General features: G+C 63.1%; 15 protein-coding genes and 1 pseudogene. 4 read left to right on the forward strand and 12 right to left on the reverse strand.

What is annotated here, in order from left to right:
- Positions 1-3 precede the first annotated feature (3 nt).
- From trbK-alt to HUN39_RS14945, 8 genes and pseudogenes are all read right to left on the reverse strand, one after another.
- On the reverse strand, positions 4-420 hold the full coding sequence (gene trbK-alt / locus HUN39_RS14910; protein WP_175095277.1) for a putative entry exclusion protein TrbK-alt: 417 nt from the start codon (positions 418-420) through the stop codon (positions 4-6).
- Positions 421-435: 15 nt separating this feature from the next.
- On the reverse strand, positions 436-1179 hold the full coding sequence (gene trbJ, locus HUN39_RS14915; RefSeq protein WP_175095278.1) for a P-type conjugative transfer protein TrbJ: 744 nt from the start codon (positions 1177-1179) through the stop codon (positions 436-438).
- Positions 1176-3611 carry a conjugal transfer protein TrbE gene (gene trbE / locus HUN39_RS14920; protein ID WP_175095279.1) on the reverse strand — a complete coding sequence of 812 codons (2436 nt, stop codon included), beginning with the start codon at positions 3609-3611 and terminating at the stop codon, positions 1176-1178. Before trbE ends, trbJ begins: the two co-directional genes overlap by 4 nt.
- Positions 3612-3623: 12 nt before the next feature.
- On the reverse strand, positions 3624-3908 hold the full coding sequence (locus HUN39_RS14925) for a VirB3 family type IV secretion system protein (protein WP_175095280.1): 285 nt from the start codon (positions 3906-3908) through the stop codon (positions 3624-3626).
- Positions 3908-4231, reverse strand: coding sequence for a TrbC/VirB2 family protein (locus HUN39_RS14930; RefSeq protein ID WP_175095281.1), 324 nt, complete (start codon positions 4229-4231; stop codon positions 3908-3910). Before HUN39_RS14930 ends, HUN39_RS14925 begins: the two co-directional genes overlap by 1 nt.
- Positions 4224-5162 carry a P-type conjugative transfer ATPase TrbB gene (gene trbB, locus HUN39_RS14935; protein ID WP_210266992.1) on the reverse strand — a complete coding sequence of 313 codons (939 nt, stop codon included), beginning with the start codon at positions 5160-5162 and terminating at the stop codon, positions 4224-4226. Before trbB ends, HUN39_RS14930 begins: the two co-directional genes overlap by 8 nt.
- 518 nt (positions 5163-5680) lie before the next feature.
- Positions 5681-6049: a ribbon-helix-helix protein, CopG family gene (locus HUN39_RS14940; protein WP_175095283.1), complete on the reverse strand. Its 369-nt coding sequence runs from the start codon at positions 6047-6049 to the stop codon at positions 5681-5683.
- A 7-nt stretch (positions 6050-6056) separates the two neighbouring features.
- Positions 6057-8075 (reverse strand): annotated as a pseudogene (locus HUN39_RS14945) (conjugal transfer protein TraG).
- 207 nt (positions 8076-8282) lie between these two features.
- Here HUN39_RS14945 and HUN39_RS19320 point away from each other — a divergent pair.
- The 4 genes from HUN39_RS19320 to HUN39_RS14965 all read left to right on the forward strand — a co-directional run bounded on the left by HUN39_RS19320 (position 8283) and on the right by HUN39_RS14965 (position 10432).
- Positions 8283-8729 (forward strand): antitoxin Xre-like helix-turn-helix domain-containing protein, encoded by a 447-nt coding sequence (locus HUN39_RS19320; RefSeq protein ID WP_175095284.1) that lies wholly within the window; start codon positions 8283-8285, stop codon positions 8727-8729.
- On the forward strand, positions 8730-9419 hold the full coding sequence (locus tag HUN39_RS14955) for an RES family NAD+ phosphorylase (protein ID WP_332310770.1): 690 nt from the start codon (positions 8730-8732) through the stop codon (positions 9417-9419).
- A gap of 210 nt (positions 9420-9629) precedes the next feature.
- Positions 9630-9926: a type II toxin-antitoxin system TacA family antitoxin gene (locus HUN39_RS14960; RefSeq protein WP_175095285.1), complete on the forward strand. Its 297-nt coding sequence runs from the start codon at positions 9630-9632 to the stop codon at positions 9924-9926.
- Complete coding sequence (locus HUN39_RS14965; RefSeq protein WP_408631410.1) at positions 9902-10432, forward strand: GNAT family N-acetyltransferase; 531 nt, start codon at positions 9902-9904, stop codon at positions 10430-10432. Before HUN39_RS14960 ends, HUN39_RS14965 begins: the two co-directional genes overlap by 25 nt.
- 48 nt (positions 10433-10480) lie before the next feature.
- Here HUN39_RS14965 and HUN39_RS14970 read toward each other — a convergent pair whose 3' ends face one another.
- From HUN39_RS14970 to HUN39_RS14980, 4 genes are all read right to left on the reverse strand, one after another.
- Positions 10481-11809: a DUF3363 domain-containing protein gene (locus tag HUN39_RS14970; protein WP_408631411.1), complete on the reverse strand. Its 1329-nt coding sequence runs from the start codon at positions 11807-11809 to the stop codon at positions 10481-10483.
- Positions 11810-11916: 107 nt separating this feature from the next.
- Positions 11917-12135 (reverse strand): hypothetical protein, encoded by a 219-nt coding sequence (locus HUN39_RS19685; protein WP_408631412.1) that lies wholly within the window; start codon positions 12133-12135, stop codon positions 11917-11919.
- A gap of 510 nt (positions 12136-12645) precedes the next feature.
- A complete protein-coding gene (locus HUN39_RS19690) occupies positions 12646-12987 on the reverse strand; it encodes a lytic transglycosylase domain-containing protein (protein ID WP_408631413.1) in 342 nt (113 codons plus the stop codon).
- A 208-nt stretch (positions 12988-13195) separates the two neighbouring features.
- Positions 13196-13605: ATP-binding protein (locus tag HUN39_RS14980; RefSeq protein WP_175095286.1), on the reverse strand; the 410-nt coding region annotated here is incomplete at its 5' end.

The raw sequence follows: 13605 nt of genomic DNA on the forward strand, positions 1-13605 counted from the left end.
ACGTCACTCGCTCTTGAGCTTTTGCGAAGGCTTTGGCGCGGGCGACGTTTTGGGCGCGGTCGTCGGCGCGGGCTTTTCGAGCGCGCGCGGCGCCGAGGGGAACATGTCCAGCGGCTTCGTAGCGTCTTCGGCGGGCTCGGCCGGCGGCGCGAAGAATTTGCGCCGCTGCTCGGCCCAAAGCGCGCGGCATTTGGGATCATCGGCCTGTTCGATCGGGATCGTCGCGCAGCGCAGCAGCTCTCCGTCGATCCGAGGCGCTTCTACCGGCGCGCCCGTGGGCAAAACAGACGACGATTGCGCTCTCGCCGCCACGTCGGCGTCGCAGGTCGCCTCGACGCCGACAAGAGCGATGGCGCCGATCACGACGCCGAGCGCGATAAAGCCGATATTCTCGGGAGCGATCCAATCTTCGATTTTCATCTCGGCGCGCCTCAATCAGTGGAACATGGAGACATTTCCGGGCTGGTAGCCCTGGCTAGGGACAATGAAGCGGCGCATTTGTTCGCGCGCCTGTTCCTGCGCTTGCGCGCTGCGGGCCATCTCCAGCGACTGGGCGCGGCCTTGCGACGCGAGCAGCGCCGTCACATCGGCAAGCTGTTTGCTTTGAAGCGCGAGGAGTTGATTGCCGGCCTGCGACGCCTGCAACGCGCCGACGGCGGATTGGCTGGGCGAGATCAGCGCGCTTGCTTCGGATCGGGCGGTTTCGACGCCTTGCACGATGCCGGCCTGAACGCGCAGCGCGTCCTGGAATCCCGCGAGAGAATTCTGCCAGCGTTGCCGGGCGCCGTCGATGAGCGACGCGCTGCTCGCCGACGCGTTCGCCGCTCCATACTGGGTGGAAAAAGCCTGATTGATCTGCTGCACGTCATAGGCGATTCGCTGGGCCTGATGCAGGAGCTGCTGGGTCTGCGCAATCGATTGCTGGACGGTCTGCAGTGACGAATAGGGAAGATTGGTGAGATTGCGCACCTGATTCATGATCATCCGCGCCTCGTTTTGGAGGCTGGTGATCTGATTGTTGATCTGCTGCAGCGTATTCGCCGCCGTCATCACGTTCTGGGCGTAATTGCTTGGATCGAACACCATGAACTGCGCGCGCGTCGCCCCGAGCGGCGCGAGGGACAGCGCCAGGGCGAGCGCGAGGCGGCTTGCGGAGATGGGGAAACGACTGCGATTCATGACGTGGCCTCCACTTCGTTTTGTTGAGGGAGAAGATCGGCGGCCCAGACGAGGCCGCGGCTGACGAGCCAGGCGCGCGCAAAGCCGTCACGGCCATATTCGGTAATCAGCCCCGAGATGAGCTTTTGATCTGTCTTCGAGGACGCCGCGCAGAGCGCCAGCGCCAGCGGACCAAGGCCAAGTTCGAACAGCCGATTGCCGCGCCGCGATTGGCAGTAGTAGTCGCGCTTTGGCGTCGCCCGCGCGATGATCTCGATCTGCCTGTCGTTCAGGCCGAAGCGGCGATAGATGGCGGCGATCTGCGGCTCGAAGGCGCGTTCATTCGGGAGAAACAGGCGCGTCAGACAGCTCTCGACGATCGCCGGCGCAATCGGGCTCCTTTCGATATCGGCGAGCGACTGGGTGGCGAAGACGACGGAGGCGTTCTTCTTGCGCAGGGTCTTGAGCCATGCGCGCAACTGGCCGGCAAAACCCTTGTCGTCGAGGGCGAGCCAGCCTTCATCGACGATGATCAGGCTCGGCGACCCATCGAGTTGGCCTTCGATGCGATGGAAGAGGCAGGCGAGAACGGCGGGCGCGGCCGATGAGCCGATCAGCCCTTCGGTCTCGAAAGTCTGAACGTCGGTGGCGCCGAGAACTTCGGCGTCGGCGTCAAGGAGCCGCCCATGCGGTCCGCCAAGGCAGAAAGGTTTTAGTGCGCGCTTGAGGGCGTTGGATTGCAACAGGACCGAGAGCCCGGTCAGCGTGCGCTCAGGGGCCGGCGCCGAGGCGAGGGAGCCGAGCGCCGTCCAGAGATGTTCTTTGACCTCCGGGGTGACGCTGACATTTTCGCGGGCGAGGATTGCGGCGATCCATTCGGCCGCCCAGGCGCGCTCCGCCACTTCATCAACGCGCGCCAGCGGCTGCAGGGAGACGGGAACGACGGCGTCATCATTGAGCGAACCGCCAAGATCGTTCCACTCGCCGCCCATCGCGAGCGTCGCGGCGCGCGCCGATCCCCCGAAATCGAAAATGAAAATCTGAGAATTTTCATATCGGCGAAACTGCAGCGCCATCAACGCCAGCAGCACGCTCTTGCCGGCCCCGGTCGGACCGACAATCAGCGTATGCCCGACATCGCCGACATGCAGCGAGAAGCGAAACGGCGTCGATCCTTCAGTCCGCGCGAAGAACAGCGGCGGCGCGTGAAGATGCGCATCCTGTCGGGGGCCCGCCCAGACCGCCGAGAGCGGAATCATATGGGCGAGGTTGAGCGTCGAGACCGGCGGCTGGCGGACATTGGCGTAGACATGTCCGGGGAGGGACCCAAGCCAGGCCTCGATCGCGTTGACCGTCTCGACCATGCAGGTGAAGGCGCGGCCCTGGATGACCTTCTTGGCGAGCCGAAGCTTTTCGTCGGCAAGGCGCGGATCATCGTCCCAGACGGTCAGCGTCGCCGTCACATAGGCTTCGCCGATCAGATCGGAGCCGAGATCCTGCAGGGCTGCGTCGGCTTCGAGCGCCTTGTTATGGGCGTCGGTGTCGAGCAGCACCGAGGCTTCATTGGTCATCACCTCCTTGAGGATGGCGAAGATGGATTTGCGCTTGGCGAACCATTGCCGCCGGATGCGGGTCAGGATTTTGGTGGCGTCGCTCTTGTCGAGCGCGAGCGCCCGCGTCGACCAGCGATAGGGAAAGGCGAGCCGATTGAGTTCGTCGAGAACGCCGGGATAGGTCGCTGAGGGAAAGCCCATGATGGTGAGGGTGCGCAGATGTGCGCTCCCAAGCCGCGGCTCCAGGCCGCCGGTCAAAGGTTCGTCGATGAGAATGGCGTCGAGATGCATCGGCGTCTCGGGGACGCGCACATTGTGGCGTTTGGTCGAGATGCAGGAATGAAGATAGGTCAGCGTCTCGGGATCGGAGAGCCAGTCGGCCTCCGGCGCGAAGCCTTCAATCAGCTGGAGCAGGCGATCCGTGCGATCGATAAAGCCGGCAAGCTCCGCGCGCGGCGTATCGCCAGAGGCGCGTCCTTCATAGAGCCAGCTCTCGGCGCCAGCCGCGTCATCTTCCGGCGCCAGAAAGACGAGGGTGAGAAAATACCCGCTCTCGAAATGCGCGCTTTCCTCTTCGAACTGGGCGCGGCGCTCTTCATCGACCAGCGCCGAGACGGAATCGGGAAAGCGGCCTGCAGGATAATGTTGTGCAGGATTGCGCTGCGCCTCGAAGAAGATGGCCCATCCTGACCCCAGACGCCGCAGCGCATTGTTCAGACGCGCCGTCGCGCCGACGAGTTCGGCCGGCGTCGCGCTATCGAGGTCCGGCCCCCGAAACCGCGCCGTCCGCTGGAACGAGCCGTCCTTGTTCAACACGACGCCGGGCGCGACCAACGCCGCCCATGGCAGGAAGTCGGCGAGGCTTTGCGGCTTTTTGCGATGTTCGGCGAGGTTCAGCATCAACGCCTCTCCTCAAGCGCCAAGATGCGCGGGGTAGCGCAGATGCCGGCGCACGACCTCGACGAAGTCGGGATCGCGCTTTGCCGCCCAGACGGCGGCAAATTGCGCCACGACCCAGAAGGCGAGGCCAGCAATCCAGAGACGCAGACCGAGACCGAGCGCCGCCGCCAGCGTGCCGTTAAGAATGGCGATGGCGCGCGGCGCGCCGCCGAGCAGGATCGGCTCGGTCAAGGCGCGATGGACGGGAATCCGAAAGCCAGCGACCGAACCGCCATTTTGAAGAAGCAAGTTCTCCATCAGATCAGCGCTCCGCCGCCGAAGGAGAAGAAGGAGAGAAAGAAGCTCGACGCGGCGAAGGCGATGGAGAGGCCGAAGACGATCTGCACCAGCCGCCGAAACCCGCCCGACGTGTCGCCGAAGGCGAGCGTCAGGCCCGTCGTGATGATGATGATGACCGCGACGATCTTGGCGACCGGTCCTTCGATCGATTGCAGGATCTGTTGGAGCGGCTGCTCCCAGGGCATGTTGGAGCCGGCGGCGAAGGCAGGCGTCGCAACGGCGGCGACACCGATGATGAGAACGACTGCGGCAAAGTGTTTGCGAACAAGAATCCTATTCATTATCGTCTCCGAGATTGAGATGCGTGAGATCGGCGAGCTCATAGCCGCCGCTTTGAGTCAGGCCCTGAACGGCGGCGAGTTCGATTAGCCGGCGGTTGCTTCCGCGGCCCGCCAGCACGGCGATGATCTGGATCGTCTCGGCGATCATCGCGCGCGGCACGGTGACGACCGCTTCCTGGATGAGCTGTTCGAGGCGCCGCAATGCGCCGAGCGCCGAACCCGCGTGGATCGAGCCAACGCCGCCCGGATGTCCGGTTCCCCACGCTTTCAGAAGATCAAGGGCTTCGCCGCCGCGCACTTCGCCGATCAGAATGCGGTCCGGCCGCAGCCGCAGCGATGAGCGCACGAGTTCGGAAAGGGTCGCGACGCCTTCCCTGGTGCGCAGCGCCAGGAGGTTTGGCGCGGCGCATTGCAGTTCGCGTGTGTCTTCGATCAGAACGACGCGATCATTCGTCCTGGCGACTTCTGCCAGCAGCGCATTGATGAGAGTCGTCTTTCCGGTCGAGGTGCCGCCGGCGACAAGAATATTGCTTCGCTCGACGACGGCGGCGCGCAGGGTCGACGCGTGCCGCGGCCCTATGATGCCGGCGGCGACATAATCATCGAGCGTGAAGACGGCGACAGCCGGCTTGCGGATGGAGAAGGCCGGCGCCGCGACGACGGGTGGCAGCAGGCCTTCGAAGCGCTCGCCTGTTTCTGGCAACTCCGCCGAGACACGCGGCGCGCCCGGGTGAACCTCGGCGCCGACATGGTGCGCAACAAGCCGGACGATGCGTTCACCATCTTCGGGCGAGAGGCGCGCGCCAGCTTCCTCCAATCCGCTCGTCAGACGATCGAGCCATAGTCTTCCATCGGGATTGAGCATGATTTCGACGACGCTGTCATCGTCGAGCCATTCGGCGATCTGCGGTCCCAGCGCCGTGCGCAACATGCGTGCGCCGCGCGAAATCGCTTCTGCGTGTTCGTGGTGAGCCGCCACTGCTGTCCCTGGTTCTCGTCGAATCGCGCGTCGGCGGCTCGAAACCGGGATCGATTAAGAAAGGCCGAAGCCGACGCGATGCAACAAGTCAGTCAGGGGCGTAGGGCTCTGGCGCGCAAAAACAGGTGAAAGAGAAAATGAGCGCGCGGGGCTGATCAATCGATATCCTGGAAGATCGCCAAAAGATCATGCAGTGCGAGCAGCAAGTGAATCGCTTTGCGCAATCGCCACACACATTGATGCGGACGACGGTCGAGCTGCACTGATCCGGAAACGGTGATTGGCAAACATTGTCGCGACTCAATCCCATCAATGCGACCGGGGAATTTTTCGTCTATTTGAAATTCAGGTTTCGTCCAGATGAAATTGAAAGCTCGCCTCAAGGACGCGTCCTTTCTGCGATCAGTCTCGGCGCCATCCGGTCCGGCGGGCGGCGTGACTTCCTCAAAGACTTCCCGCGACAGCTTTTGTCATTTCGCCAGTCTTCTCCCCAAGGCCGCGATGAAACTTTCATATCGCTCACGGCCTTTCGCCTGGGCGGCGGCTTGCGCATTGTCGGGCAACGGCGGCGTCGCGGTTAGCCACGCGCGGATATAGAGCGCCAGCGCTTCGACCGAGAATTCGAGGTCACGCTCCAAGCGGTCGATCGAACGGGTGAGTCGATCCATGCGGCGCGTCACCGCAGCTTCCCAGCGATCGGCGTCGTCGGCAGTCAGAAAGGACATGATGGCCGCTTCCGCGATCGCCGATTTGGCAGCGCGCTCCTTGTCGGCGAGTTTTTCGAGCCTCGCCATCATGTCGGCGTCGAGATAAACGGAGAGGCGTTGCTTTACGGACATGGGCAGCTCACAGCGCTATTCCGTCGTCGGGATCCATCGAGGCTTGGCGCGCGACCGACCGGATGCGGGCTCGGAGCGTGCGGGCGCGGATGGCTTCCTCGTCGTCGGGTTCTTCGGGCGGCGCATCGTCCAGCGACTGAGTGGAACGCGCCGTCTCGGGCGCGACGGCTTCGTGCTCGGGAATTTCGGGCTCCCGACGAATTCCGCCATTGGCCGAATCCTTGGCGTCAGATCGCTCCGTGATGGATTGCCTCTGATTCGCCACTGCCTTCGCGGGCAAAGCCAAACTGCTCCAATCGCCTGCTAGATTGCATGGCGACATTTCGCCCGTCGTGATGTTACATTCTGTTCGATCGGTATTCGGCCGCGGCAGGATTCGACCCGCCAGTCGTCGATCCTCGAAATAGCGCGCCTTCTTCGCTCACGCGAGCCCCGAAACGAGCACCAATTCATCCGAAGGCGGAAGCTGCATCACCTCGCCAGGCGTGAGCAGCGGGCGCGCTGTCTCTTGGCGCGACACCATGAGATGGCCGAGCCACGGCGAAAGACGGTGATCGGCATAGTTGCGCGCGTCGCGGATTTCCGTCGCGGTGCCGAGCGCGTCCGACACACGCTTCGCCGTGCGTTCGTCGTTGGTGGCGAAGGAAATGCGCACATGGCAATTGTCGAGGATCGCATTGTTCGGTCCATAGGCCTTTTCGATTTGATTGAGTGATTGGGCGATGAGAAAACTCTTCAATCCGTAGCCGGCCATGAACGCGAGCGCCGACTCGAAAAAGTCGAGGCGCCCGAGCGCGGGAAATTCGTCGAGCATTAAGAGGACGCGATGGCGTCGTTGCTTAGCGTCCAACTCTTCCGTCAGTCGACGACCAATCTGGTTGAGCACTAAACGCACCAGCGGTTTGGTACGAGAAATATCGGAAGGCGGCACGACGAGATACAGCGTTGCCGACCTCTTCGCCGATACGAGATCGTCGATCCGCCAGTCACAGCGGCGTGTCACCTGCGCCACGACGGGATCGCGGTAGAGGCCCAAGAACGACATGGCGGTGGAGAGCACGCCGGAGCGCTCGTTCTCGGATTTATTCAGGAGCTCGCGCGCGGTCGAGGCTACGATGGGATGCGGCCCGGCCTCGCCAAGATGCGCGGTCGTCATCCTGGCACGCAGCGCCGTCTCGATTGGCCGCTTGGGGTCCGACAGGAAATTGGCGACGCCGGCGAGCGTCTTGTCGGCTTCCGCATAGAGAACATGCAGGATCGCGCCGACAAGCAGCGAATGGCTGGTTTTCTCCCAGTGATTTCGCCGTTCGAGCGCGCCTTCGGGATCGACGAGAATATCGGCGACGTTTTGAACATCACGCACCTCGGCCGCCCCACGCCGAACCTCCAGCAACGGATTGTAGGGACATGAATTCTCGTTGGTCGGATCGAACAGCAGCACGCGTCCAAATCGCGCTCGCCAGCCGGCGGTCAGGCCCCAGTTCTCGCCCTTGATGTCGTGAACAAAGGCGGATCCCGGCCAGGTGAGCAGGGTCGGCACGACGAGTCCGACGCCTTTGCCGGATCGGGTCGGCGCGAAAAACAAGACATGCTCCGGTCCATCGTGGCGAAGATAGTCGCCGTCGAATCGTTCCAGCACGACGCCATCTGGATCAAGCAGCTTGGCGTTGCGCATCTCGCTTGCGGTCGCCCAGCGCGCCGAGCCGTAGGTGACGACATTTTTGGCTTCTCGCGCCCGATAAACCGACATGCCGATGGCGACGGCGATCGAAGCGAAACCGCCCGACGCGGCGATGACGGCGCCTTCGACAAAGATGCTCGGCGCATAAGCGTCGAAATGATACCACCACCAAGAGAAAGCCGGTGGCGGATAGACCGGCTGCGCGCCGAGAAGGAACCATGCCGGCCCCAACTCGGGCTGGAAGGCCAGTCGCCATGCGGTCCACTCAGTCGCGCCCCATGTGGTCGCGAGCAGGATCGTAAAGACGCTGAGAATTTGACCCCAGAGGATGCGTGTGGCGGACATGGGCGCCAGCTTCCGAGGCCAGCGCTCTCGCGTGCAAGGGAAATTCAGCGACGGCACAACACCGTCGCGCTATGGCGCGCGAAAACAGGGTGTGTCGAAAATCGCCCCGTCGATACGCGTCAGGGCTCGCGACCCGGATCGCCCTTGAATGCTCTGCCAATTGGCAATATATAGTCTGTCAAGTGACAAGAAACCTGTGAGGCTGTCATGAGCTTTGCAAGTGCTGCCGGCCCGGCCATGGATAGCGGGATTCCCGCGACACCGCCAAATCTCGCGGATGCGGCGACGCGCGAGCGTCTGACGCCCGCCGCCGTTGACGGCACTGTGCGCCTCTCGGAAATCTGGCGGCTGACCAGCACGGAAATCTGCGCGCTGCTTGGCGGCGTGTCCGAGCGGACTTGGTTTCGCATGAAGAAAGGCGAGTGGCCCGGCGCGCTGTCGCAGGACACGCTGACCAGGGTCAGCGCGCTCATCGGCATCTTCAAGGGTTTGCGACTGCTGTTCTCGGAGCCGCTTTCCGACGAGTGGGTGCGGTTGCCGAACAAGGGACCGCTCTATGGCGGTCGGCGGCCGCTCGACGCGATGATCGAGGGCGGCATTCCGAAAATCCTGGAGGTTCGGCGCCACATCGATGCGTTGCGCGGCGGTCTGTAAGTGCCGCCGCCGACGGTCGATCTTACCCAGCGCGACACGGTGCGGCTGATATCGACGGGCCGCCTCAAGCCGCCGGTTCTGTCGCCGCTCGCCGCCAATTTCGGCGCTCTGGAAGACCTCGCGGGTCTCGAAAGCGTAACGAATGGCCAATTGCAGGCGCAGGAGACGGGCCTGCCGGGGCTCAATCCGCGTGAGCTCGTATTCGGTCGACCGGGCTACACCTTAATCAACGCCGCCTTCACGCATACGAGGCCGGGCGGCAATCGCTTCAACGGCGAGGATCGTGGGGCCTGGTATTGCGCCTTCGAGGCCGAAACGTCGCTCGGCGAAGCAGCTTATCATTTGACGCGCGAGCTCGAAGCGATTGGCCGGTTCGATAACGTCACCGACTACGCAGAGCTGCTCGCCGATTTCTTCGGGCCGTTTCATGATCTGCGCGACGCCGACCCTGAAAGCGAGCCCGCGCTTCGCGAAGACCCCGGCGTCGCCTATCCGCACGGTCAGGCGCTCTCCCGGCGTCTGCGGACGGAGGCTGCGAGCAACGGCATCGTCTACCCGTCGGTTCGCCATGCCGGCGGCGTGTGCGTCGTCAGCTTCCGGCCCGATCTGGTGCAAAACCTGCGGCAGGGCGGCATATGGCGGCTCGAATGGCAAGGCGCTCAGACGCCGGTGATGACAAGGCTGAACTGATCGGTGCCGTGACGCCGCTCGAATTCGCTCGGCCGTTGCATCAGCGCTTCGTGTTGATGAACTGGATGTCGGCGAAGCCCTTCTCCTTGTCTGATGCCGAGGCGTCCACGGTCAGAGGTAAGGCTGAGGCTAGGTGAAGCAGAACGGCAGGGGGGCTGGCATTTCCGGGAAGAGGAGTGTATATAGAAACGCAATACATGGAGCTGCGACATGGTTGATCTGGCCCGAAAGCGGGATGTGGCAGTTTCGATGCGTTTCCGGGACGACGATCTCGGCATTATCGATCGGGGAGCGGAACTGAGCGGGCTTTCCAGAACGGAGTTCATGCGACGTGCGGCGCTTCACGACGCCCAGATCGCAATTCTCAACGAGACCGTGGTGCGGCTGGCGCCCGAGGCTTTCAAGCAGTTTGTTGCCGCCATTGATGCGCCGGTTGCCGCCATTCCCACGAAGATGTTGCAACGGCTCTCCCGGAAAGCGCCGTGGGGCGAACCATCGAAAGGATGATCTCGCCGCCCGAGCCCCTCAACGCCGATCATGATCTGTCGGCGTTCGATTGCGGTAAATCCGCCCTGAACGACTGGCTCCGCACCTATGCTCTCGCCAATCAGGCGAAAGGCTTCACCCGCGTGATGGTCATCCGCGAGAAGACCCGCGTGATCGGCTTCTACGGGCTTGCGCCGACGGCGGTTCCGCCATCGATTCTGTCCCGCAAGGTGAGGACAGGTCGGCCGCCGGATCCGGTTCCCTGCATTCTGTTTGGTCAGCTTGCCGTCGATACGGCTTATGCGGGCAAAGGCGTTGGCAGCGCACTTCTGCGGCACGCGCTGGAGCGTTGTGTCGCGGCGGCGGAGACGATCGGCGGGCGGGCCGTCACCGTTCGGGCGATTGACGGCGAGGCCGAGGAATTCTGGAAGTCGTGCGGCTTCATGCCGTCGAGTTCGGATTCTTCAACGCTATTCCGGTCGATCGACGATATCGCCGCGTGGCTGGCGCAGACCGTATCGACGTAGCAGGTTTCTCTCATATCTCGAGAAAGCGGCGAACGAAGCTCAGGTATGTCAACGGCGGAGCAACGTCGCCTTATCGCCCGATCCCTCGCCTCCGTCCAAAACTCCAATCCACGCTGCCGAGGCGAGTGTGAGGCGATGGCGATAAACGCCGGCGACGGTTTCTCCCTCCGTGACCGTGTGGTGGCGCGGGAGGCCGGTCTCGGCGGCGATGCGCTCCCCCGCTGCATCGAGTTCCCGGTTCCGCAATGTATCGAGCAGGTCGTGAGCGAAGACGACGCGCTGGCCCTGTCGGCGGGCGAGCCCTTCCGAAACGAGATGCTCTGTGCGCGTCTCCATCGTGTCCCGTACGTCGCGACCAAAACCATTATCGGAGAGTGGCGCCGGCTCCTTGGCGACCAGGCGCCGATCGAGCCATGTCGCGCCGAGCGCGTGAACTTGATCCGCGAGACTGAGATCGGAGCGCACAGCGAGAACGAGCCTTGACGATTCGCCGTCAAGCGATGGGAGACGCCGCGCCTCGACAATGGCGCCCGGAGCCGCGTCGCTGGTCGCATCCAGATCGGCAAACCGCACATGATGAGTGCGGCCATCCACACCATCGATGATGGCGACGGCGGAACCCGTCAGTTCGTCGTTGAGTCCGCGAGAGAGCAGCCGGCCGATGATCGGATCGCGGCGCGTTTCTCTGTCGAGCACGAATTCAGCTGCGGCGCGATCAAGACCCCGCTCACTCAAGCCGCGATGGATGCGCTTGATGATGTCGCTGCGCTCGCCAAGCGCGCGCAGGACGGCCTCGGCTTCCTCGGCCATAATCCATTGTCCGGGGCCGAGCGGCGCCGCGAGGCCGAGTCTTTCCAACTTGCGAGCGCGGGCGACAAGCGCGCCTCGCTCGGCATCCTGAATCCGGTCGCCGACAGGTCGCAGATCGATCATCCCGTCATGGCGGGCGCCCTCGCGCGCGAGGGCTTGATCGAGCGGCGTCCAGCGATCAGCGTCGACCTGTCTCTCCAGAGCGCGGCGAATTTCCTGCTCGCTGCGGGGACCAAGCTCCAGCGTGACGAGCTGCTCGGCGCGGGCGCGGAAGCCGCGGCTGATGTAGTCGCGATTGATCACCAGATCCCCGCCGTCGTCGGCTCGGCCGCGAACGAGGACATGGATATGTGGATGCTCGGTGTTCCAATGATCGACCGCCACCCAATTGATTTTGGCACCGAGGTCACGCGACATTTCCGCCATGAGATCGCGCGTGAAGGCGCGAAGGTCGGAGAGATCGGCGGCGTCATCGGGCGAGATGATGAATCTAAAATGGTGTCGGTCGCCCTGGCAGCGTTCGGCGAAAGCGCGCGCGTCGGCCTCGTCGCCTGCAGCGTCGAACATTCTGCCCGGCGCGCCATCGCGCGTGACGCCGTCGCGCCGAAGATAAGAAAGGTGAGCGGAGAGTGGCACCGATTGTTGGTTATGCCGAACGACGCGCGCCTTGACCACTACGCCGCGAGACCCGAACTCAGACCACGCAGCGCGCCAAGGCTCGCGGCGCGACCCCGCCCAAAGGCGCCGCGACGACTTCCGCGCTCGCCAGGGCGATGAAGTCCGCCGGACTTCTGCGTCGCCGCGAGTACGCGCGCAACGAAGCTCTTCCCCTTTACCGGCGCCTTCGATCGGATGCGGCCAGGACGAATGTTGATTTCGTCGTCACGAGACATCGCGGAAATCCGACGAGGTGAAATTTGATGAGTCTGTGCAATGGCTTGTCGAAATCGACAGGCTGGATCTCGAATGCGCAGCCTGTGCAAACATGTTGACGAGCAACGCCGATACGACCGCCGGACCAAGCCGCAGGCTGTCCCTTTTATCCTGCCATAGGTCACCGCTGCCGCTCGTTCCCAGATCACCCTGCACAAAGGCCCGGCGAAGCACGCTAAACTACGAAGTGAGACAAAAATGCTCATGGCGTCTCCTTCGACGATATGGGCACGACGAATAAGTGGCTCGGCCGCGCATTCGTTGCGCCAGTCGACGCTTTTAGACTGCCAGCAGTTTGCGGCCCGGCTGCAAAGATCTTGCTTTGGGATGACGCTGAAAAGAGAGGGTGAGGCGCTGCCTGAGAGCGTTGATCCGATGACCTTGTGAGGCGCTTGGCGAAGGCGTCATCCGACAAATTGAGCGTCGCCGAATTCGCGAAGATCGACCAATGATGCGTATTGGCCAGCGCGTCATTTTGCGAAACGGTGGTGTTGGCTAGGCCGAGTCGAGGAGCGAGCCGCGCAACATAGTCGGTGGTCTCGGCTGGTAATGGGCGGCCCCGGAAAAAAATAGTCCTCGTAGCGCTGAGGACCGGCATTGTAGGCGGCGAGAAAACCCGTCACGCCGTAGAGGTCGAACATCTCCGAGAGATAGGCCGCGCCCGCCAGAATATTGTCGCGCGGGTCGAAGGGATCGAAACGAAGAACGAGTTTGGCTTGCAGCTCGGCGTATGTTTTCGGCATCAGCTGCATCAGGCCGATCGCGCCCTTTTCGGAGACCGAGCTGGCGTCGCCGTTGCTCTCCGCGCGCATGACGGCGCGCACCCATGAAGCTGGAATGTGGAAGCGCCCCGACGCCTCCTCGACGGCGTCGGTAACAATGCCTTGTAGCGAATGGGAGTGTCAATCGGCTCGCTGAATTGACCCCCTGTCGGCGTCCAACATTGACCCCTCTGTTGCGCGCGTCGTGACGGAAGGAGGGCGTAGCCTGACTGGAGTTACGACGCGCGCGGCGGCGTGATCAGACGCGGTTTTTGAAGCGCCAGCTTTCGTTGCCGGTTTCGACGATGTCGCAGTGGTGGGTGAGACGATCGAGCAGCGCGGTCGTCATCTTCGGATCCCCGAAGACGCTTGGCCATTCGCCGAAGGCGAGATTGGTCGTGACGATGATCGACGTGCGCTCATAGAGCCGGCTGACGAGATGGAACAGGAGCTGGCCGCCGGCCTGGGCGCAGGGCAGATAGCCAAGTTCATCGAGAATGACGAAGTCGAGACGGGTCAGATAATCGGCGAGCCGTCCCTGGCGTCCGGCGCGTGTCTCAGCCTCGAGGCGATTGACCAGATCGACGGTGGCGAAGAAGCGTCCGCGCACGCCGGCGCGAATGCAATTGCGGGCGATAGCGATCGCGAGATGCGTTTTGCCCGTTCCAG

Source organism: Methylocystis silviterrae, assembly GCF_013350005.1.
GTDB classification, from domain to species: domain Bacteria; phylum Pseudomonadota; class Alphaproteobacteria; order Rhizobiales; family Beijerinckiaceae; genus Methylocystis; species Methylocystis silviterrae.

Coding starts and splice junctions, on each gene's coding strand:
- trbB (WP_210266992.1), bottom strand. CDS start 5,162: ATGTTGCGCACGGCGCTGGGACCGCAGATCGCCGAATGGCTCGACGAT.
- HUN39_RS14940 (WP_175095283.1), bottom strand. CDS start 6,049: ATGTCCGTAAAGCAACGCCTCTCCGTTTATCTCGACGCCGACATGATG.
- HUN39_RS19690 (WP_408631413.1), bottom strand. CDS start 12,987: ATGCGCGCGGAGAGCAACGGCGACGCCAGCTCGGTCTCCGAAAAGGGC.
- HUN39_RS19685 (WP_408631412.1), bottom strand. CDS start 12,135: ATGTCTCGTGACGACGAAATCAACATTCGTCCTGGCCGCATCCGATCG.
- HUN39_RS14930 (WP_175095281.1), bottom strand. CDS start 4,231: ATGAATAGGATTCTTGTTCGCAAACACTTTGCCGCAGTCGTTCTCATC.
- trbJ (WP_175095278.1), bottom strand. CDS start 1,179: ATGAATCGCAGTCGTTTCCCCATCTCCGCAAGCCGCCTCGCGCTCGCC.
- trbE (WP_175095279.1), bottom strand. CDS start 3,611: ATGCTGAACCTCGCCGAACATCGCAAAAAGCCGCAAAGCCTCGCCGAC.
- trbK-alt (WP_175095277.1), bottom strand. CDS start 420: ATGAAAATCGAAGATTGGATCGCTCCCGAGAATATCGGCTTTATCGCG.
- HUN39_RS14960 (WP_175095285.1), top strand. CDS start 9,630: ATGGTTGATCTGGCCCGAAAGCGGGATGTGGCAGTTTCGATGCGTTTC.
- HUN39_RS14925 (WP_175095280.1), bottom strand. CDS start 3,908: ATGGAGAACTTGCTTCTTCAAAATGGCGGTTCGGTCGCTGGCTTTCGG.
- HUN39_RS19320 (WP_175095284.1), top strand. CDS start 8,283: ATGAGCTTTGCAAGTGCTGCCGGCCCGGCCATGGATAGCGGGATTCCC.
- HUN39_RS14970 (WP_408631411.1), bottom strand. CDS start 11,809: ATGTTCGACGCTGCAGGCGACGAGGCCGACGCGCGCGCTTTCGCCGAA.